At 62.8% G+C, this 19415-nt stretch carries 19 protein-coding genes; 4 read left to right on the forward strand and 15 right to left on the reverse strand.

The features are described from left to right. Positions 1-103: 103 nt before the first annotated feature. The 9 genes from odhB to ACYU8T_RS07160 all read right to left on the reverse strand — a co-directional run bounded on the left by odhB (position 104) and on the right by ACYU8T_RS07160 (position 11427). Positions 104-1351, reverse strand: a complete 1248-nt coding sequence (gene odhB / locus ACYU8T_RS07120; protein ID WP_247231564.1) for a 2-oxoglutarate dehydrogenase complex dihydrolipoyllysine-residue succinyltransferase — start codon at positions 1349-1351, stop codon at positions 104-106. An 8-nt stretch (positions 1352-1359) separates the two neighbouring features. After that, the gene (locus ACYU8T_RS07125; protein WP_461158942.1) at positions 1360-4155 is read right to left on the reverse strand and encodes a 2-oxoglutarate dehydrogenase E1 component; all 2796 of its coding nucleotides are present in this window, start codon (positions 4153-4155) and stop codon (positions 1360-1362) included. 90 nt (positions 4156-4245) lie between these two features. Then, positions 4246-5130: a succinate--CoA ligase subunit alpha gene (gene sucD / locus ACYU8T_RS07130; RefSeq protein ID WP_097091271.1), complete on the reverse strand. Its 885-nt coding sequence runs from the start codon at positions 5128-5130 to the stop codon at positions 4246-4248. Between the two features lie 99 nt (positions 5131-5229). Then, a complete protein-coding gene (mdh, locus tag ACYU8T_RS07135; RefSeq protein WP_247231566.1) occupies positions 5230-6192 on the reverse strand; it encodes a malate dehydrogenase in 963 nt (320 codons plus the stop codon). 274 nt (positions 6193-6466) lie between these two features. Next, positions 6467-7579: a cell division protein ZapE gene (zapE, locus tag ACYU8T_RS07140; RefSeq protein ID WP_461158943.1), complete on the reverse strand. Its 1113-nt coding sequence runs from the start codon at positions 7577-7579 to the stop codon at positions 6467-6469. Beyond that, positions 7576-8037, reverse strand: a complete 462-nt coding sequence (locus tag ACYU8T_RS07145; protein ID WP_247231570.1) for a PaaI family thioesterase — start codon at positions 8035-8037, stop codon at positions 7576-7578. Before ACYU8T_RS07145 ends, zapE begins: the two co-directional genes overlap by 4 nt. A 4-nt stretch (positions 8038-8041) precedes the next feature. Next, positions 8042-8830, reverse strand: a complete 789-nt coding sequence (locus tag ACYU8T_RS07150) for a succinate dehydrogenase iron-sulfur subunit (RefSeq protein ID WP_461158944.1) — start codon at positions 8828-8830, stop codon at positions 8042-8044. 233 nt (positions 8831-9063) lie between these two features. Next, positions 9064-9846, reverse strand: a complete 783-nt coding sequence (locus ACYU8T_RS07155; RefSeq protein ID WP_461158945.1) for a nucleotidyltransferase family protein — start codon at positions 9844-9846, stop codon at positions 9064-9066. Positions 9847-9894: 48 nt separating this feature from the next. Further along, positions 9895-11427, reverse strand: coding sequence for a peptidoglycan DD-metalloendopeptidase family protein (locus tag ACYU8T_RS07160; protein ID WP_461158946.1), 1533 nt, complete (start codon positions 11425-11427; stop codon positions 9895-9897). 228 nt (positions 11428-11655) lie between these two features. Here ACYU8T_RS07160 and ACYU8T_RS07165 point away from each other — a divergent pair, with 228 nt between their 5' ends. From ACYU8T_RS07165 to ACYU8T_RS07180, 4 genes are all read left to right on the forward strand, one after another. Next, positions 11656-14259, forward strand: a complete 2604-nt coding sequence (locus tag ACYU8T_RS07165; protein ID WP_461158947.1) for a helicase-related protein — start codon at positions 11656-11658, stop codon at positions 14257-14259. Further along, the gene (locus ACYU8T_RS07170; protein WP_461158948.1) at positions 14252-14548 is read left to right on the forward strand and encodes an RNA-binding S4 domain-containing protein; all 297 of its coding nucleotides are present in this window, start codon (positions 14252-14254) and stop codon (positions 14546-14548) included. The genes ACYU8T_RS07165 and ACYU8T_RS07170 overlap by 8 nt, the downstream gene beginning before the upstream one ends. Before the next feature lie 85 nt (positions 14549-14633). Continuing rightward, on the forward strand, positions 14634-14972 hold the full coding sequence (gene fdxA / locus ACYU8T_RS07175) for a ferredoxin FdxA (protein ID WP_097091262.1): 339 nt from the start codon (positions 14634-14636) through the stop codon (positions 14970-14972). A 323-nt stretch (positions 14973-15295) separates the two neighbouring features. Then, the gene (locus ACYU8T_RS07180) at positions 15296-15823 is read left to right on the forward strand and encodes a CarD family transcriptional regulator (RefSeq protein WP_097091261.1); all 528 of its coding nucleotides are present in this window, start codon (positions 15296-15298) and stop codon (positions 15821-15823) included. Between the two features lie 117 nt (positions 15824-15940). Here ACYU8T_RS07180 and ACYU8T_RS07185 read toward each other — a convergent pair whose 3' ends face one another. From ACYU8T_RS07185 to ACYU8T_RS07210, 6 genes are all read right to left on the reverse strand, one after another. After that, the gene (locus ACYU8T_RS07185) at positions 15941-16171 is read right to left on the reverse strand and encodes a hypothetical protein (RefSeq protein ID WP_097091260.1); all 231 of its coding nucleotides are present in this window, start codon (positions 16169-16171) and stop codon (positions 15941-15943) included. A 279-nt stretch (positions 16172-16450) separates the two neighbouring features. Beyond that, a complete protein-coding gene (locus tag ACYU8T_RS07190) occupies positions 16451-16948 on the reverse strand; it encodes an asparaginase domain-containing protein (RefSeq protein WP_461158949.1) in 498 nt (165 codons plus the stop codon). Positions 16949-17019: 71 nt separating this feature from the next. Further along, positions 17020-17832: a pyrroline-5-carboxylate reductase gene (gene proC, locus ACYU8T_RS07195; RefSeq protein ID WP_461158950.1), complete on the reverse strand. Its 813-nt coding sequence runs from the start codon at positions 17830-17832 to the stop codon at positions 17020-17022. Positions 17833-17841: 9 nt separating this feature from the next. Continuing rightward, positions 17842-18348 (reverse strand): type III secretion system chaperone family protein, encoded by a 507-nt coding sequence (locus ACYU8T_RS07200; protein ID WP_097092726.1) that lies wholly within the window; start codon positions 18346-18348, stop codon positions 17842-17844. Between the two features lie 108 nt (positions 18349-18456). After that, the gene (locus ACYU8T_RS07205; RefSeq protein WP_201513505.1) at positions 18457-18756 is read right to left on the reverse strand and encodes an accessory factor UbiK family protein; all 300 of its coding nucleotides are present in this window, start codon (positions 18754-18756) and stop codon (positions 18457-18459) included. 46 nt (positions 18757-18802) lie between these two features. Beyond that, on the reverse strand, positions 18803-19351 hold the full coding sequence (locus ACYU8T_RS07210) for a TspO/MBR family protein (RefSeq protein WP_461158951.1): 549 nt from the start codon (positions 19349-19351) through the stop codon (positions 18803-18805). Positions 19352-19415: the final 64 nt, after the last annotated feature.

Here is a 19415-nt window from a genome sequence, read left to right on the forward strand (position 1 = left end):
ATTCCCTTTTCCCGTCATGCCAGCGGAAACCGGCATCTCTCTTTTCCTTCAAAAGAACAAGGGAGACCCCAGCTTGCGCTGGGGTGACGATAAGTGGTGTATGTTACAGGTCGATCAGCAGACGGGTCGGATCCTCGATCGCATTCTTCACCGCAACGAGGAAGGTGACCGCTTCACGACCGTCGATCAGACGATGGTCGTAGCTCAGCGCCAGATACATCATCGGACGAATGACGATCTGCCCATCGCGGACGACCGGACGGTCTTCGATGCGATGCAGGCCAAGCACCGCCGACTGCGGCGGGTTGATGATCGGACTGGACAGCAGCGAACCGAAAACGCCGCCATTGGAGATGGTGAAGGTGCCGCCCTTCATATCGTCCATGGTCAGCGTGCCTTCCTTGGCCTTCTTGCCAAAGCCGCCAATCGTCTTCTCGATGTCCGCGACGCTCAAGGACTCGGCGTTGCGAATGACCGGCACCACCAGTCCGTTCGGAGCCGAGACGGCGACCGAAATGTCAGCGAAATCGTTATAGACGATCTCGTCGCCTTCGATCTGCGCGTTGACGCCGGGGATGTCCCGCAGCGCCATGCACACGGCCTTGGTGAAGAAGCCCATGAAGCCGAGACGGACGCCATGCTTCTTCTCGAACAGGTCCTTATATTTGGCGCGCGCTTCGATGACGTTGGTCATGTCCACGTCATTGTAGGTCGTGAGCAGCGCGGCGGTGTTCTGCGCTTCCTTCAGGCGCTTGGCGACCGTCTGACGCAGACGCGTCATTTTAACCCGTTCCTGCTTGCGGCTGGGGCCTGACGCAGGAGCGTCAACCGCAGGCGCAGCGGCCGGAGCCGACGCCGTCGCCTTCGCAGTGCCAGCGGCCACGGCAGCCATGACATCGTCCTTGGTCAGGCGCCCGTCCTTGCCAGTGCCCTTGATCTTGCTCGGGTCAAGCCCATGCTCCAGCACCAGGCGCCGAACGGCGGGAGACAGCGTAAGGTTGCCGCCCTCTTCCTCATCCGCTGGCGCCGATGCGGCGGGCGCGGGGGTAGCAGCCTCGGCCTTCGCGGCCGGAGCAGGAGCGGTCGGCGCTGCGGGAGCTGCTGCGGCCGCTGCGCCTTCGTTGATCATCGCCAGCAGTGCGCCGACATTCACCGTGTCGCCTTCCTTGGCGATGATGTCGCCCAAGGTGCCACCGACCGGCGCAGGCACATCGACTGCGACCTTGTCGGTTTCCAGGCTGACGATCGGCTCGTCAGCCTTCACAGCGTCGCCAGGCTTCTTCAGCCACTGGCCAACGGTCGCTTCGGTAACGGATTCGCCCAGCGTGGGGACTTTGACTTCAGTTGCCATGAGCTGTGTCAGCCTTTCTTCTGGCGGCGGATTTCTTCACGGACGCTGTGACCCAGCGCATCGGCGACGAGCGCGCCCTGTTCGGCGACATGGCGCTTGGCAAGGCCGGTGGCAGGCGACGCGGCCGCTTTGCGCCCGGCATAGCGAGCACGCATTGGCGCCTTGCCCGCCTGGGCCAAAGCTTCTTCGACGTAAGGCTCCACGAAGAACCAGGCGCCATTATTGCGGGGCTCTTCCTGGCACCAGACGACCTCTTCAAGGTTCGTCATGCGCTTGATGCGCGTGGCGAGCGCCTCGGTGGCAAAGGGATAGATTTGCTCGATGCGCAGGATCTGCACGTTCGTATCCCCGGCTGCGTCGCGCGCTTCCATAAGGTCGTAGAATACCTTGCCCGAGCATAGGACGAGCCGCTTCGTCTCGGCATCCGCAGCGCCGTTGGGGTCGGACAGGATCCGCTTGAAGTGCGTCTCGCCAACAAAGTCCTCTGCCTTGCTAACCGCCAGCTTGTGCCGCAGCAGCGACTTGGGCGTCATGATGATGAGCGGCTTGCGGAAGGGGCGCAGCATCTGCCGCCGCAGAACATGGAAATAGTTCGCGGGCGTCGTGATGTTCGCGACCTGGATGTTTCCTTCTGCGCAAAGCTGCAGGAAGCGTTCTAGGCGCGCCGAGCTATGTTCCGGTCCCTGCCCTTCATAGCCGTGCGGCAGCAGGCAAACGAGACCGTTGGAACGCAGCCACTTCGTTTCCGATGAAGCGATATACTGGTCGAACACGATCTGCGCGCCGTTGGCGAAGTCCCCGAACTGGGCTTCCCAGAGCACCAGACTCTTGGGGTCCGCCAGCGCATAGCCATATTCGAAGCCGAGAACGCCATATTCCGACAGCGGCGAATCCAGCACTTCAAACCGGCCGTGCGGGACGGTCGAAAGCGGGATATATTTGTTCTCGCTGTCCTGATCGACCCAGACGGCGTGACGCTGGCTGAACGTGCCGCGTCCCGAGTCCTGACCCGACAGGCGGACGCCATAGCCCTCCGAGAGGAGCGATCCGAAGGCCAGTGCTTCGCCGGTGGCCCAGTCGAAGTTCACACCGTTCTTGAACATCTCGGCCTTGGCCTCGATCACCCGCTTCAGGGTCTTGTGAACGTTGAGCCCTTCAGGGACGGTAGTCAGCGTCTTGCCAAGGCTGTCGAACAGCTTCTGGCTGATCGCGCTTTCGACATTCTGCCGCGCCGTTTCGGCATCGGCGGGCTTGTGAAGCCCGGACCAGCGGCCTGCGAACCAGTCCGCCTTGTTGGCCTTGTAGCTCTTGGAAGCCTCGAATTCTTCTTCGAGATGATTGACGAAGTCGCCCGTAACCTTGCTGACGAAATCATCATCCACCACGCCTTCAGCCTTCAGCCGTGCCGAATAGACGTCGCTGACCGGCGCGTGCTGGCGGATCTTCGCGTACATCTGCGGCTGGGTGAAGCTCGGCTCGTCGCCTTCATTATGGCCGAAGCGGCGATAGCACCACATGTCGATGACGATGTCGCGATGGAAGGTCTGGCGATATTCGATCGCCAGCTTGCAGGCGAAGGTGACCGCCTCCGGATCGTCGCCATTGACGTGCAGGATGGGCGCCTGAACGCCCTTGGCGACGTCGCTCGGGTAAGGGGAGCCGCGCGAGAATTGCGGGCTGGTCGTGAAGCCGATCTGGTTGTTCACGATGAAGTGGATGCACCCGCCGGTATTGTAGCCCGACACGCCGGAAAAGCCGAAGCATTCCCACACGATGCCCTGCCCCGCAAAGGCGGCGTCGCCGTGGATCAGCACCGGCAGGACCTGCTCATGCTTTTCCAGATCGTCGCGGAAGGTCTGCTGCGCGCGCACCTTGCCGAGCACCACGGGATCGACTGTCTCAAGGTGCGACGGGTTTGGCACCAGCGACATATGGACCTTGACGCCGTCGAACTCACGGTCGGTCGAGGTGCCGAGATGATATTTGACGTCGCCTGATCCCCCGACATCTTCCGGGTTGGCCGTACCGCCGGAAAATTCGTGGAAAATGACGCGGAAGCCCTTCGCCATCACATTGGCGAGCACGTTCAGGCGGCCGCGATGGGCCATGCCATAGACGATTTCGCGGATACCGCTCGCGCCGCCATGCTTGATGATGGCTTCAAGCGCGGGGATCATGGACTCGCCGCCGTCCAGGCCGAAGCGCTTGGTGCCGACATATTTGCGGCCCAGGAACTTCTCATATTGTTCGGCGTGGATCACCTTGGCCAAGATCGCCTTCTTGCCTTCCGGCGTGAAGTGGATTTCCTTGTCCTTGCCTTCCATGCGGTCCTGCAGGAAACGGCGCTCCTCCACATCCGCGATGTGCATATATTCAAGGCCGACATTGCCGCAGTAATTGGCGCGCAGGATCGCAACGATCTCGCGCACCGTGGCATATTGCAGGCCCAGCGTACCGCCGAGATAGATCTTCTTCTCAGGATCGGTGAGGCCGTGATATTCCGGGGTCAGGTCGGCAGGCAGATCACGTTGGACGAGTCCCAGCGGGTCGAGATTGGCCGCAAGATGACCGCGCACGCGATAGGTGCGGATCAGCAATTGCGCGCGGATCGCATCGTCAGCGGCGCTGACTGCGTCGGCATCCGAAACGGGCTTGCCCGCAGACTTCGCTGCGGCCTTCACCGCCACCTGCATCTGCGTCGGGTCGAGCGCACCGGTCAGGTCATCGGTGTCCGTCAGCGGCCAATTGGGACGCGCCCAGCTCGGCCCGCGTTCCGCTTCAAAGTCCTGGTTCTCGTAACCCATGCTTTCAAGTCCCATGCCTGCCGCGTGCAGTCGCGGAGCGGGGTATGTAAAGCGGTCGAGGTGCAGCCCGACCGCCTTGTCCGTTCTGCCTTAGCCCTTCAGGACTTCGACAAGCGTCGAGCCCAGTTCGGACGGGCTGGCCGCGACCTTGATCCCGGCCGCTTCCATCGCCGCGATCTTGCTTTCCGCGTCGCCCTTGCCGCCCGACACGATCGCGCCGGCATGGCCCATGCGGCGGCCCGGAGGCGCCGTGCGGCCGGCGATGAAGCCAGCCATCGGCTTCTTGCGGCCGCGCTTGGCTTCGTCGATCAGGAACTGGGCAGCCTGCTCTTCTGCGTCGCCGCCGATTTCGCCGATCATGATGATCGATTCGGTTGCGTCATCGGCCAGGAACAGTTCCAGCACGTCGATGAAGTTGGTGCCGTTGACCGGGTCACCGCCGATGCCGACAGCGGTGGTCTGGCCCAGGCCAGCATTGGTGGTCTGGAACACCGCTTCATAGGTCAGCGTGCCGGAGCGCGAGACGACGCCGACCGAACCCTTGGAGAAGATCGAACCCGGCATGATGCCGATCTTGCATTCGTTAGGCGTCAGGACGCCGGGGCAGTTCGGGCCGATCAGGCGCGACTTGCTGCCGGACAGGGCGCGCTTGACGCGCACCATGTCGAGCACCGGAATACCTTCGGTGATGCAGACGATCAGCGGGATTTCCGCATCGATAGCTTCCAGGATCGAGTCGGCCGCGAACGGCGGCGGAACATAGATGACCGAAGCGTCGGCGCCGGTCTTCGACTTGGCTTCGGCAACCGTGTCGTACATGGGCAGGCCGATATGGCTCGTGCCGCCCTTGCCCGGGGTGACGCCCGCAACCATCTGCGTGCCATAGGCCAGCGCCTGTTCGGTGTGGAAGGTGCCGGTGGCGCCGGTCATACCCTGCGTGATGACCTTGGTGTTCTTGTTCACCAGAATGGACATGTCAGTCCCTTTGCATTCTGTGGACGTGGCACTTCAGGTGGAAGGCAGCATGTCCCAGGCTGCTCACTCACCTGGGACGCACTGGTGCAGCTCTTTGGCTCAGGCGAGCGAGGGATCGATGCCCTTGCAGGCTTCGAGCAATTCCTTGACGGCATCGACCGATACCTGAAGGTTCGCCTTGGCTTCGTCGTCCAGTTCGATCTCGATGACCTGCTCAACGCCGTCCTTGCCGATGATCACGGGCACGCCGACATAGAGATTGTCGACGCCATATTGACCGGTCAGGTTCGCGGCGCAGGGCAGCAGGCGCTTCTGGTCGAACAGATAGGCTTCAGCCATGGCGATGCCGCTGGTGGCGGGCGCATAGAAGGCCGAACCGGTCTTGAGCAGGCCGACGATCTCGCCGCCGCCCGAACGGGTGCGCTGCACGATGGCGTCGATGCGCTCCTTGGTGGAGCGGCCCTGCTTGATGAGGTCGGGGATCGGGATACCGGCGACGGTCGAATATTGCACGACCGGCACCATGGTGTCGCCATGGCCGCCGAGGACGAAGCTGTTCACTTCCTTGACCGACACCTGGAACTCTTCGGCCAGGAAGTGGCTGAAGCGCGCAGAGTCGAGGACGCCCGCCATGCCGACGACCTTGTTGTGCGGCAGGCCGGAGAACTCGCGCAGCGCCCACACCATCGCGTCGAGCGGGTTGGTGATGCAGATGACGAAAGCGTTGGGGGCGTTGTTCTTGATGCCCTCGCCCACGGCCTTCATGACCTTGAGGTTGATGCCCAGAAGATCGTCGCGGCTCATGCCGGGCTTGCGAGCGACACCGGCGGTGACGATGATGACGTCGGCGTCCTTGATGTCGGCATAGTCGTTGGTGCCGGTGATCTTCGCATCGAAGCCTTCGACCGGGCCGCACTGCGACAGATCGAGCGCCTTGCCCTGGGGCACGCCTTCGACCACGTCGAAGAGGACGACGTCGCCCAGACCCTTCAAGGCTGCGAGATGCGCGAGCGTACCGCCGATATTGCCAGCGCCGATGAGCGCGATCTTCTTACGGGCCATATGCAATCATCCTCCAAGCATGGAAAACACGGGATTGCCCGCCCGCTTAGGCCGATCTCATTAATGATTCAACCAACTAAAAGACCTCTGGGAGATTTATCTTTGCAATTCATTCGCAGTTTCATTAAGAGCGTTTCCGCCCCTGTTTGTTACGCGCTCCTACCCTGGCGCTGACTTGTCCCGCAGCGGCCACCTGCCGGACGCTTCCTCTCATAAGGAAGCGTCCGGGCCATTTTCAATGCGATGGATGAGGGCGTCGCCGCGCCGAAGAGCGTTATTTCGGCCCGTGTCCGAGCGCGAGATAATCGTCCGACTGCATCTCCATCAGCCGCGAAACCGTGCGTTCAAATTCAAACGCGCCGTCGCCACGGGGATAAAGCTGTGCAGGTTCCGCATCAGCCGATGCGAGCAGTTTGACCTTATATTCGTACAAGGCGTCGATCAGCGTGACGAAGCGGGCGGCTTCGTTGCGGTTCTCCGGACCCAGTACCGGGATGCCGACGATGATGACCGTGTGGAACCGCCGCGCGATCGCCAGATAATCAGGCGCGCCGCGCGCTTCGGCGCATAGGCGTTTGAAGGAGAAGACCGCCACGCCCTTAAGGCTTTTTGGCACATGCAGGGTGCGCCCGCCCTGCACTTCAATATCCTCCGCAGGCACCTTCGCCCGATTTTCCACCGGATAGTCGGTCAGGCGGAAGAAGGCGTCGGAGAGCGCCTTTGTCGCCTCCGGGCCGTTGGGCGAATGCCAGAGTTGCGCGTCGCCCAGACGATCCAGCCGATAGTCGGTCGGCCCGTCGAGCGTCAGAACGTCCAGCCGATCCTTGATGAGGTCGATGAACGGCAGGAAAAGTTGCCGGTTGAGGCCGTCCTTGTAGAGTTCATCAGGCGCGCGGTTAGAGGTGGTGACGACCGTCACGCGCTTGTCGAGCAGCCCGGTGAACAGGCGCGACATGATGGCGGCGTCGGCCATGTTGTTCACGACCATCTCATCAAAGCAGAGCAGCCGCGCCTCTTCGGCGAGCGAGTCCACGACCGGCGGGATGGGATCGCCCTTCTCCGCCTTGCGCACCTCCGCAAGCCGCGCATGGACGTCGAGCATGAATTCGTGGAAATGAGCGCGTTTCTTGTTCCGGACCTGCACGGTGTCGAAGAACAGGTCCATCAACATCGACTTGCCCCGGCCGACGCCGCCCCACATATAGAGGCCGCGCGGCGGTTCGGGCGCTTTCCGCAGCAGTTTCCACAAGGTCGAACCACGCGGAGGAGCCGCTTCCAGTTCCTGCTGAAGGATGTTCAGCCGCGCTGCGGCGGCCTGCTGGTCCGGATCGGGGCGCAATTCCCCGGCCGCGACGAGCGCGTGATAACGCTCGATCACGCTGCTCATTTGGGGACCGGCACCTTTCGCACCGTGGCGGTGGAGGACGCGACCAGCGCGTCTTCCTGATGAAGCGTCAGACGCATGAAGAACAAGCGCCCGGTTTCCTGCAAGACCTCCACATCCGCGCGCAGCGGATGCCCCACTTTTCCGGAGCCGCAATATTGCATGGAAAGGTCGACGGTGACGGCAGCGGCCTGTTCAGGACGCCCCATGGCCGCCAGCGCGGCAAAATAGGCATGATCGGCAAAGGCGGCGAGGAAACCGCCATGCAGCGCGCCGTTCCGATTGGCGTGCGACTGGCGGGTTTCCAGCATCACCGTGGCGCGGCGATCACCGGCACCTTGCGAATAGCTGGGCCCCACGGATGTGCTGAGAAACGTCTCCGAAACCGGATCGCTCCAGCGCAGCCAGTCAGCCCAAGGACCTTCCAGCACCAGGCTTACAGGGCCAGTATCGTCACTCACTGCATCAAAGCTGCCGTTCGACCATCATCTTCTTGGTTTCGGCGATCGCCTTGGCGGGGCTGAGACCCTTCGGGCAGACATTCGCGCAGTTCATGATGGTGTGGCAGCGATAGAGGCGGAAGGGATCTTCCAGTTCGTCCAGACGCTCGCCGGTATACTCGTCACGGCTGTCGGCCAGCCAGCGATAGGCCTGGAGCAGAATGGCCGGGCCGAGGAACTTGTCGGAGTTCCACCAATAGCTGGGGCAGCTGGTCGAGCAGCAGGCGCACAGGATGCATTCGTACAGGCCGTCGAGCTTTTCACGGTCGGTGGGCGACTGGAGCCGCTCCTTGCCGCTCGGCGACGGGGTGACGGTTTGCAGCCACGGCTTGATCGAGCTGTATTGCGCATAGAAATGCGTGAAATCGGGGACGAGATCCTTGATCACGTCCATGTGCGGCAGCGGCGTAACGCGCACTTCCTTGCCCGCGCAATCCTCGATCGCGGTGGTGCAGGCGAGTCCATTCTTGCCGTTCATATTCATCGAACAGGAACCGCAAATGCCTTCGCGGCAGGAACGGCGGAACGTCAGCGTCGGATCATATTCATTCTTGATCTTCAGCAGCGCGTCGAGGACCATCGGACCGCAATTGTCGAGGTCGATCTCAAAGGTGTCATAGCGCGGATTCTGACCCGAGTCGGGATCGTAGCGATAGACCTTGAAGCTCTTGACGTTGCTCGCGCCGTCGGGAGCCTTGTGGGTCACGCCCTTACCGGAAATCTTGCTGTTCTTGGGCAGGGTGAATTCGGCCATGGTTTAAGATGTCCTCCGTCCGCGCCGATAATCATTATGGGGGCGCGCGCATGAGGCCCTTAGCGCCTCGTTCAGCCATTTGCTACCCATCAAAGTGGCAAAAGCTTGAAGCGGCTGTTGGCGTTTGGATTTGGGAGCGATCAATCTGAATCACCCCGCCCGTTCAGGCTGAGCCCTTCGACAGGCTCAGGGCGAACGGTATCGGGCGGCGTGCCATTTAATAGCCCCAAGCTCTAGGCGCTTCCGTCCAATATCTGTTCGATGAGGGCGACGTCCTCGACCTTGTCGGCATCGATGCAGGCTTCCGCTTTGCGCATGGGCACCAGTCTGGCGAGGAGATCAAAGCGGCGGCCGACGCGCGCTATGCCCCCGCGCAATGTGGAGACGCGCAGCACGGCGCCGAGCAAGGCGATCGGGCCGAATGCGGCGAGGATCTTCCACCCCTTTTTGCGGTCCTGCTCCACCTCCTGCCAGAGGGAGATGATCGCGCGGGCCTTGGCGCTGCCGAACCAGAAGAGGTTGGCGCCGGACCACCAGCCGTCGCGGAACTTGAGCCAGGTGCGCCGGGACGACGGATAGCGGGCAAGCAGCGTTGCGCGTTCGACCATCGCCACCGCGATGTCGGCCCCTCCCGCCTCGGCAACGAACTGGTCGAGCATGTCGCCGTCGAGCAGAACATGGTCGGCCGTGGTAACGAGCAGCGGAAAGGGGAGATCGGGCCGGTCCAGGAGTTCGAGCAATGTGGATGCTATGCCGCTGCCGCTCTGTTCGAAGCGGACGCGCGGGTCCTCGTCGAGCCAGGCGGTGGCGGGGTCCGCACGGTAAAGTTCCGGCGTTTGGGTGAGAATGACTAGCTGTCCGACCGACGGATGCGCGAGCAGCGCGCGGGCGGGATAGTTGATCATAGGTTCGCCCCTGACCGGAGCGAGAGGCTTGACCGCGACCCCGGCCGCCTGCGCCAGAGGATCGGAACCGGGACGCGATCCGGCGAGCAGCAGGGCGGTGATCTTGGTCATGGAGGCGGGTTAGCGAAGCGGTCCGGGGACGGGAAGCGGCTAATTGCTCTATGTGGCAGGCGCAGCAGCCTGCGGCTTGTTCTGCGCGACCGTGACGGGGATTCCCGTCCGCAGGCTCTTGAGCTGCCTCAGCCGCTCGCGGAACGCGGACAGTTCACGACCGGCAAGCTGCGCGGTGGTGGTGAACTTGACCGACAGCGGGTTCACCGTGCGGCCGCTGCGATACAGCTCATAATGGAGGTGCGGGCCGGTCGAAAGGCCGCTGGAGCCGACATAGCCGATCACCTGACCCTGGCGGACACGCTGGCCGTAGCGTGCGGCGATGCGGCTCATATGCGCATAGCCGGTGGCAAGGCCATTGCCATGTTCCAGCCGGACATAATTGCCATGGCCGCCATGGCGGCCCGAATAGGACACGACGCCATCAGTGGCCGCATAGATGGGCGAGCCATAGGCGGCGGCGAAGTCGATGCCCGCATGCATGCGCGTGTAGCCGAGGATGGGATGGCGGCGCATGCCGAAGCCGGATGACATGCGCCCCCGCACCGGCGCGGACAGCACGCCGCGACGTTCGCCGACGCCCGATGCTTCGAACCACTGGCTGCGGCCGTCGCTGGTCCATTTCAGCATGTCGATGCCACGTCCACTGGCGCGGTGCAGGCCCGCGAACAACAGGTCGCCTACTTCGACGTCTCCGGTTTCCGCACGGCGATATTCGGTGATGATGTCGTAGCGGTCGCCGCTGTGGATCGATCCCAGATCGACCTGCTGCGCAATGACGCGCAGGAAGCTCTGGATCGCCTTGGGCGGCGCACCGGCCGCGCGCGCGGACTGATAGATGCTGTCGCCGATCACACCCTGGATGCGCAGCGGCGTATTGTCGACATGGATAGGCGTGCGCTTTACCTGAAGCATCCCACCTACCCGGTTGATTTCGAGCGCGAGGTCGAGCCGGGCGCGGAAAGCGAGATGATCCAGCGGGCGGGGCATGTCGCGGCTGGCGCGGCGGCCAAGAATGATGTCGAGCGGCGTACCCGGCTTCAGGCCCTTGGCAATGTCGCCGCTGGCAAGAGCCATCACCTGCGCGGCGTCGGCATTGCTGACGCCAGCGCGCGACAAGGCGCGGCCGAGCGAGTCACTCCCCCCGATCTGGGCGCGCAATTCGATCTGCGGGCGCTCCGGCGTCTCACGCAGGGGCTGGACGGCATCGGTGGGCCCCATGCGCCGCCCGCTGTCCGCGCCCATGGCAAGCGGCGTGATCATCTGGCTGCGCACTTCCTCGAACTGCGGAGCGTCGAGCAGCGGTTGCGGTGCGCCCGGCAGCGGCTGGAAGCCCGGCGAGAGGTAGAGCGCTGACGCACAGAGGCCGAAACAGGTGGCAAGGCCGCGGAACCAGGTGCGGCTGCCGACATTTTGGCCAAGATCGGGAACCAGCTCGACATCGTCCGCCCATTCGCGCAGGCGGGTGCGCCAGTCTCGGCTATCGGCAGCCGCGAAGGGACGCCCGCCGATCGCGTCAGTCACCCAGAGGGATGCGGATGCGCCCCCCTGCTGAGGGCTGAATTGACTGCCGTGAAACACTTTGGAAAAGCCCCCCACGGGCTGCAATTTCGCCCGGCCCCCGCCGCGCGTTCGTGGGCATTGTTGTGAACGCATAGGGTTAAAGTCAAATAAAGACGGATTTTTTAACTCTTTTCACGCGACGAAACGTGGCCTTCGGCCGTTGAGTGACACAAGCTCCACCGCTCCGAGGAGAATCACTGCCTTCCCCTTGCCCTTGCAGCGCTCATCCCCGACATAGAGAGGATCATGGCTCAATTTGCCCGATCGCCCGTCACAGCCGTGCTGGGTCCCACCAATACCGGCAAGACGCATCTGGCCGTCGAGCGCATGTGCGGTCATTCCAGCGGCATGATGGGCTTTCCGCTCCGTTTGCTGGCGCGCGAAGTCTATGACCGGGTGGTCGCGATCAAGGGCGCGCATCAGGTCGCGCTGATCACCGGGGAAGAAAAGATACTCCCGCCCGGCGCGCTCTATTATCTGTGCACCGCTGAATCGATGCCGGTCGATGGGGATTTCGCTTTCGTGGCGCTGGATGAGGCGCAACTCGGATCGGACCCGGAGCGTGGGCATGTGTTCACCGACCGGCTGCTGCGCGCGCGCGGGCGGGAAGAGACCATGATCCTGGGCTCTGCCAGCATCGGTCGCGTCGTGAAGGCGCTGGTGCCCGACGTGGAAATCATCAGCCGCCCGCGCTTTTCGACATTATCCTATGGCGGGGCGAAGAAATTGTCGCGACTGCCCAAGCGGTCGGCGATCGTGGCCTTCTCGGCGGAGGAAGTCTATGCCGTCGCGGAAATGCTGCGCCGCTTTCGCGGGGGCGCAGCCGTTGTGATGGGCGCGCTCTCCCCGCGCACGCGCAATGCGCAAGTGCAGATGTTCCTGAATGGCGAGGTCGATTATCTGGTCGCCACCGATGCGATCGGCATGGGGCTGAACCTTGACGTCGCCCATGTCGCCTTCGCTTCGCTGCGCAAGTTCGATGGACGGCGGACGCGACGGCTCACCATAGCGGAAATGGCGCAGATCGCGGGGCGTGCTGGACGGCATCACAAGGATGGCACTTTCGGCAGCCTGGGCCATGAAGATGGCGACGCGGCGTTCACGCCCGAAGAGATCGAAGCGATCGAAGACCATCATTTCCCGCCTGTCGAACAGCTGTTCTGGCGAGAGGGCAAGCCGCGCATGGACAGCGTCAACCGGCTGATCATGGAACTGGAGACGCGGCCTGACCGGGATGAACTGCGTGCCGCACCCGAAGCGGTCGACCTTGCCGTGCTGCGGCGGCTGTCGGATGATCCGCTGGTCATCGAAAGGGTTCAGGGCAAGAAAGCGGTCGAACGGCTATGGGCCGCTTGCGGCCTTCCCGACTTCCAGAAGCTTGGGGCGGACCATCATGCGCGCACGGTGAGCCGGATCTGGCGCTTTCTGTCGGAGGGCAGCGGCCATATTCCAAGGGACTGGTTCGCCCAGCAACTGACGCGACTCGATTCGGTTCAGGGCGATATCGATATCTTGTCCGCGCGGATCGCGGCGGCGCGGACATGGTCCTACATCGCTCATCGCCCCGATTGGCTGGCGCATCCCGCCGAGATGGCAGAGCGGACGCGCGCTCTGGAAGAGCGGCTTTCCGATGCCCTGCATACAGCGTTGACCCAGCGTTTCGTGGATCGTCGCACCTCTGTCCTGCTGCGCGACATGGGGCAGGATGCGAGCAATCTTCCGGTCGATGTGGAGCCGGACGGGACGGTCTGCGTCGATGGCGAGATGATCGGGCGACTTGACGGATTTCGTTTCTCGGTCGATCCGGCTACGCGGCATCAGGATAGAAAGATGCTGCTGGCGGCGGCGGAACGCCGTCTTGGAAGGATATTGCGAGTGAAGGCTGACGAATTGCTGGGCGCGCCCGACACTGATTTCGTGCTGATGGACGAGCCGGGACAGGCGCCGGGTATCGGCTGGCAGGGTAATGCGGTCGCAGCGCTGCTTGCTGGGTCCTCGCTGCTTGCGCCGGAAATCCGGCTGGATCGCGGGCTCCTGGCGCTTGGGCAGGATGTGCAGAAGCAGGTCCTTGCGCGCCTTTCCGTCTGGGTGGAGGCGCAGAAGGAAAAGCATCTGCTGCCCCTCGTCAAAATGGCCGCCAGTGCCGCCGATCCGGCCGTGCCTGCGGTGGTGCGCGCGGTCTTCGCCCAATTGGCAGACGCTGGCGGGGTGATGGCGCGGACGGATCTGGACGCCGCCCTCAATCATCTCGACAAGGACCAGCGCCACCTGCTGCGCCGCGCGGGCATCGATATCGGCGTGCTCGACATCTATCATCCCGGGCTCTTGAAGCCGGGAGCCGCGCGGTGGCGGTCGGCATTGCTGGCGGCGCGCATCGCCAAGCCTTGCCTGCCGCTTCCCCTTCCCGGCCTGACGCTGATCCCGGCAGGTGAAAGAGCGGAGCAGATGGGCGCGCGCATCGCGGGCTTCAGGGGCTTTGACACCCAGATGCTGCGGATCGACATGGCGGAGCGCATGGCGCGGGCGGCGCATGAAGCGATTGCGAAGGGCGAGGCCTTCACAGCCCTTAGCCCGCAGATCGTGTCGCTCGGCCTCAACGAAGCCTCCTTCCTCCAATTGATGCGCCTTGCCGGGTTCCGGCCGATCGAACCAGCGGCGGAAGGCGGCGCGAACTGGACGTTCCGCGGACGGCAAAAGGCTCGACCCGACCAGCAGCAGGGGCGTGGGCCGAATCGGCGCGGTGCGCCTGCGCGCGGTGCATCGCCCCGCCCCGCCGCCGCGAGTGCCGCACCGGCCAACGGCAATCATGCCTTTGCGGGCCTGGCGGAGTTGCTGGGCCGCAATGGCTGAGAGCGCCCCTGCCGGCAACCATGGGCCCAGCCTGCGCATCGACAAATTCCTGTGGTTCGTGCGGCTCGCCAAAAGCCGGTCGGTAGCGCAGAAAATGGCAGAGGATGGGCATATCCGGCTGAACGGCCGCCGCATCGAGCGGGCCCATGCGCCGGTGCGGACGGGCGACCTCATCACCTTTCCCCATCATCATGGCGTGCGCGTGGTGCGCGTCGTCCAGCTCCCCGGCCGCCGTGGCCCTGCCCCCGAAGCGCAAAGCTGCTATGAGGAACTGAAGTTAGGCGATTAGGGCCGCAACAATATCCTCATTGACCTTCGCGCGCGCGCGGCATAGCAGGGCCGCCGCTGTCGAAACCCCTTTAGAGTGCTGATCCATGACCTATGTCGTGACCGACAACTGCATCCGCTGCAAATATATGGATTGCGTCGAGGTCTGCCCCGTCGATTGCTTCTACGAGGGCGAAAACATGCTGGTCATCAATCCGAACGAGTGCATCGATTGCGGCGTGTGCGAGCCGGAATGCCCGGCCGAAGCCATTTTGCCCGACACGGAAAATGGCCTGGAAAAGTGGCTGGAACTGAACACCAAATTCTCCGCTGAATGGCCCAACATCACCGTCAAGGGCGACGCACCCGCCGACGCTGATGAAATGAAGGGCATTGAAAACAAGCTGGAGAAGTTCTTCTCTCCCGAGCCCGGTTCCGGCAGCTGATCATAGCGTGGCGTCGATAAAATCATCGACGCGCTCATGGCAGGGAGCGTCCTGCCCTTCAGCCGGAAAATTCGGCGGCTGGGCAAGAGCAACTTACTAGCCCTAGCGTCTCACCCTCGCACCTACTCCCGGATTTTGCGTCTGGGGGTGGCAATTTTGTTACGAATCTGCTAAATGAAGGACAAGAGGCGGAAATGGTCGCATCCGTCCTGGAGTATTTGCTCATGTCCTGACGGTAACGCCGTGGATCCCCCGGTTGCGCCTCATCCGCGCTTCTGTGACCCGGCGGTTGCTCGTCTCCGGTAGAATTAGAAAGGTTTCAAATGGCTGCCAAGGCGCTGTCCTTTGACGTTGGTGATTATGTCGTTTACCCCAAGCATGGCGTTGGCCGTGTGGTGGAGCTTCAGAAGGAGCAGATCGCGGGCATGGAGCTGGAGCTGTATGTGCTCCGGTTCGAAAAGGAGCGCATGACGCTCCGCGTGCCGACGAACAAGGCCGAAGGCGTGGGCATGCGCAAGCTTTCGTCGAACAAGACCCTGGAAGAAGCGATCGAAACGCTGAAGGGCAAGCCGAAGGTGAAGCGCACCATGTGGTCGCGCCGCGCGCAGGAATATGAAGCTAAGATCAACTCCGGCGATCTGGTTTCCATCGCCGAAGTGACGCGCGACCTGTTCCGTGCTGACGATCAGCCCGAGCAGAGCTATTCCGAACGCCAGATTTTCGAAGCTGCGTCCAGCCGCCTTGCTCGCGAATTGGCCGCGATGGAAGAGACGGACGAGCCGAGCGCCCTCAAGAAGATCCTGCGCATCCTGAACGAAGCCGCCCCCAAATATGCCAAGGTGGAAGGCTGAATTTCCTTAACCGAGCCGATGACGGCAGGTGAAGCAAGGTAGAAAGGGCGCTCCGAGCAGGGGCGCCCTTTTTTGTGGTCGCTGAGTTTAGGCACAGCGCGGCCAAGCTGTTCCGGCCTATTCGCCGTTCGCTGCGTCCTTTGCAGCGCTTCCAACGTCGCTCGCGGCTTGGCCGACTTGCGTCGCAGCGCTCTCGACCGCGCTGTCCTTGCGCGTCTGGCTGCTGATCAGGAAAAAGGCGGCGATCGCCACTACTACCACGAGGAGCAGGACAGCAATCGCCGTGCCGCCGCTGCGCTTTTCAATCACCGTAGTCGTCGTCGTTGGACGCTCCTGATAATCGGCCATGAATTTCCTCCTCATCGTTACGCCACCCGCACGAATAATGCGCGATGGCGGAGGCGGTTCCTGCGTCAGATATGGCGACGGTCACGGGATAGATGTTTCACGCGGAGACGCGAGAGATGATCTTCGGGCAGAGTGTTGATCGGAATCATTCAACCCGCTCGGCTGGAGCCTGTCGAAGCCTTATCCTAAAGGAAGTAGAGCCATAGGCTTCGCCGCCCTGCGGATCGACAGGCTCAGCGCGAATGATATGTGGAGATGGCGCTGGCGCGGATGGGCACCTTATCGCGGGACGAAGGCGCCTTTTGCCCGGTCCTTCACGACCTGATCTGCGCGGAACACCGATCCGCTCATGCTGATATAGACGCCGGGCCCGGCAATCTGGGCTGTCGCGAAGGCCATGCCCAGGTTGAAACTCGCGTCGCTTTCACCGAAACGAGCCGGGGCGAGCGCGCCGACAAGCACGATCGTCTTGCCTGCTATGCCCTCAAGCGTCCTGGCCGTGTCCGTCATGGTATCCGTGCCATGGGTGATGACGATATGGCTTTCCGGTGCGGAGAGAATCCGCTCGCGGATCTGCGCCCGGTCAGCGTCGTCCAGTTCCAGGCTGTCCTTGCGCGTCACCTCTTCTATGCGGAAGGGACGCTTGACGCCGCCGATCTGCAGCAGTTTGGCGACCACGCTTTCGCCGACCTTATAGTCCGACAAGGCATCGAAATAGATTTTATCGATCGTCCCGCCGGTGGTCAGGAGCAGGATGGGCGTATCGGCAGGCAGCATGACAAACTCCAATATTCACAGATGCCCGGACAGCCACGCCGGGCGCCCTAAACTCGCATCGGGAGCGCGGATCAGCGCGCGCGGGCGATTTCCTCGCCCCGGTCCCGTGCCGCCGCCAGCGTATCGCTGAGAAGGTTGAGCAGCCGGTCGTCCGCGTCGAGGATGTTCAACCCCTCCCGCGTCATGCCGCCGGGGCTCGCCACGCGGTCAGCCAATGTCGCTGGACTTTCGTCCGCCTGGGCAGCAAGGTTGGCTGAGCCCTGCACGGTGGCGAGCGCCATCCTAGCGGCCTGATCGCCCGAAAGCCCGATGGCTTCTCCGGCGCGCGAGAAGGCGTCGATGAAACGGAACAAGAAGGCAGGGCCACAGCCCGACAGGGCGGTCAGCGCGTTGAACTGTCCTTCGTCTTCGATCCACTCAGCCGCGCCCAAGGGCTTTATGATCGCGTCCACGGCGGATCGCGCTGCTGGCGAAACATCGCGGTCGGCATATAGTCCGGTGACGCCCTGTCCCAAGGCGACCGGCAGGTTCGGCATTGCCCGGATAACGTCCCGGACGGCCGGAAAACGTTGCCGCAGGTCGGCAACCGGCGTCCCGGCCAGAATAGAAACAATGCGCGTATCCGCCGTGCAGAGCGGTGCCAGCGACACCGCGACATCGTCCAACTGATAGGGCTTCATACCCAGCATGACCATCGCTTGTGCCGGGAGCGAGGCGGGGTAATCGGTCACCACCTGCACCCCATCCGCGACCGCACGGCCGCTGGGGCGCAACACGGTGACGCGGGCTGGATCAAGGCCGCATGCCAGCCACCGGGCGAGCATTTGACCAGCCATATTGCCGCAGCCGACCATGAACAGGTGCGCGGGCCATGCTTGCGTCATGGACAATCCTCAGGCTTCGCCGCGCGTCTCGATCAGGCTGGCGGAGATCGCCTCGGTCGGGCTCTTGCCGCCCCACAGGACAAACTGGAACACGGGATAGAAGCGTTCGCATTCGTCGATGGCCGTTTCGACCAGCAGCTGCGCCTGGTCGAGCGTCAGCACGCCGCCGGCACCCAGCAAGGCACCGTGGCGGAACAATATGATGCCGCTTGACGACCAAAGCTCGAAATGGCCGAGCCAGAGCTGTTCGTTGATGAGGCCAAGGGTTTCGTAGATCGACGCGCGCTTTTCATCCGTCACCCGGATGTCGGGCAGCGCCAGCAATTGCAGGACCTGATCCTCATCGCGCCAGATGCCGCGCAGTTCATATTGCGCCCAGCTGCCCTGGGTGCTCGCGACGATCTCATCCTCGCCGACCTGATCGAAACTCCACCCATTCGCTTCGAAATAGGCGGCCAGCATGTCGATCGGAGCGGCTTCCTGGCCGCCATTTTCAAATTCGTCGCTGTCCATCATATGTGGGCCATAGAGCATTTCCCGGCGGCAAGGAAACCACCGACTGAGGGAAACGCATCAAAATAGCCGATCGTTGCCCAAATCCAACGGACAGGCGGCGAAGCTTGCTTATTCCGCGTCGCCCGGCTTGGTTTTGGGGGATCGGACGGTTTTCGTGACCGGCTCAGCCGAACGCCCTTCAAGAGCATCGATCCGTGCTTTCAGCAGTTCGATCTCTTCACGGGCAGCGGCAGCCAGCGCCTTCACCGCATCGAATTCGTCGCGGCTTACGAAATCCATGCCGCCGATCCATTCCTTCGCTTTTTCGCGGGCGTTGGTTTCGAACTCGCGGGTCATGCCAGCGACTGTTCCCGCAGCGCCGTTCACCAGCTTGGCAAGGTCGTCGAAAAAGCGGTTTTCGCTCTGCATGATCTTAAATGTCCTTGTTTGCCGACGCGTCCTTCGCGTCACGAAATCATATCTGGGTCTTGAGCGCCGGTGCGACAAGGGTCTCGGCCCCCGGGTTCAAGCGGCCGATCTCATAATTCAGCGTCGAGGCAAAGGCCAGCCACGCCAGATAAGGCAGCAACAGCAATCCTGCGAGGCGCCGGATGCGCCAGAAAAGCCATGCCGTCACCGCCACCACGACGAACAGCACAATGATGAGCGCCAGCGCATTGTCGACCTGATGCGCCCGGAAGAAAAGCGGCGACCAGACGAGGTTCAGTACGAGCTGGACCAGGAAAAGGATGATCGCTGCTCCCCTGCCCCTTGCTCCCCGCGCATGGATGACGATGGCGAGCGCGAGCCCCATAAGAATGTAGAGGATGGTCCAGGCAACGCCGAACGCCCAACCCGGCGGCATGAAATCTGGCTTCACCAGCGCGTCGAACCAGCGGTTGCCATAGCCGCTGTTGGCGAGCTTGCCCGACAGGAAGCCAAGGAAGACGATGGCCGGGACCGTGACAAGTGCCCAGCGCAGATAGGCCAGGCGCAGTTGACCCGGGGACGCGATTTCGTTCATCGGCGGCGCAGCTCCACTCATCCTCTTTCGCGGCCGCCAGCGAATCCCTTGAAAATGCTGTCAA

It is taken from the genome of Sphingobium sp. TomMM35A, assembly GCF_054771735.1.

Excerpts from the sequence above, each read along its gene's own strand:
- ACYU8T_RS07125 (WP_461158942.1), bottom strand. The coding sequence starts at position 4,155 with ATGGGTTACGAGAACCAGGACTTTGAAGCGGAACGCGGGCCGAGCTGG.
- ACYU8T_RS07155 (WP_461158945.1), bottom strand. The coding sequence starts at position 9,846 with ATGACCAAGATCACCGCCCTGCTGCTCGCCGGATCGCGTCCCGGTTCC.
- ACYU8T_RS07205 (WP_201513505.1), bottom strand. The coding sequence starts at position 18,756 with ATGCAGAGCGAAAACCGCTTTTTCGACGACCTTGCCAAGCTGGTGAAC.
- ACYU8T_RS07150 (WP_461158944.1), bottom strand. The coding sequence starts at position 8,830 with ATGGCCGAATTCACCCTGCCCAAGAACAGCAAGATTTCCGGTAAGGGC.
- ACYU8T_RS07200 (WP_097092726.1), bottom strand. The coding sequence starts at position 18,348 with ATGATGGACAGCGACGAATTTGAAAATGGCGGCCAGGAAGCCGCTCCG.
- proC (WP_461158950.1), bottom strand. The coding sequence starts at position 17,832 with ATGACGCAAGCATGGCCCGCGCACCTGTTCATGGTCGGCTGCGGCAAT.
- ACYU8T_RS07185 (WP_097091260.1), bottom strand. The coding sequence starts at position 16,171 with ATGGCCGATTATCAGGAGCGTCCAACGACGACGACTACGGTGATTGAA.
- odhB (WP_247231564.1), bottom strand. The coding sequence starts at position 1,351 with ATGGCAACTGAAGTCAAAGTCCCCACGCTGGGCGAATCCGTTACCGAA.
- ACYU8T_RS07165 (WP_461158947.1), top strand. The coding sequence starts at position 11,656 with ATGGCTCAATTTGCCCGATCGCCCGTCACAGCCGTGCTGGGTCCCACC.
- fdxA (WP_097091262.1), top strand. The coding sequence starts at position 14,634 with ATGACCTATGTCGTGACCGACAACTGCATCCGCTGCAAATATATGGAT.
- ACYU8T_RS07190 (WP_461158949.1), bottom strand. The coding sequence starts at position 16,948 with ATGCTGCCTGCCGATACGCCCATCCTGCTCCTGACCACCGGCGGGACG.
- ACYU8T_RS07170 (WP_461158948.1), top strand. The coding sequence starts at position 14,252 with ATGGCTGAGAGCGCCCCTGCCGGCAACCATGGGCCCAGCCTGCGCATC.
- ACYU8T_RS07210 (WP_461158951.1), bottom strand. The coding sequence starts at position 19,351 with ATGAACGAAATCGCGTCCCCGGGTCAACTGCGCCTGGCCTATCTGCGC.
- zapE (WP_461158943.1), bottom strand. The coding sequence starts at position 7,579 with ATGAGCAGCGTGATCGAGCGTTATCACGCGCTCGTCGCGGCCGGGGAA.
- mdh (WP_247231566.1), bottom strand. The coding sequence starts at position 6,192 with ATGGCCCGTAAGAAGATCGCGCTCATCGGCGCTGGCAATATCGGCGGT.
- sucD (WP_097091271.1), bottom strand. The coding sequence starts at position 5,130 with ATGTCCATTCTGGTGAACAAGAACACCAAGGTCATCACGCAGGGTATG.
- ACYU8T_RS07180 (WP_097091261.1), top strand. The coding sequence starts at position 15,296 with ATGGCTGCCAAGGCGCTGTCCTTTGACGTTGGTGATTATGTCGTTTAC.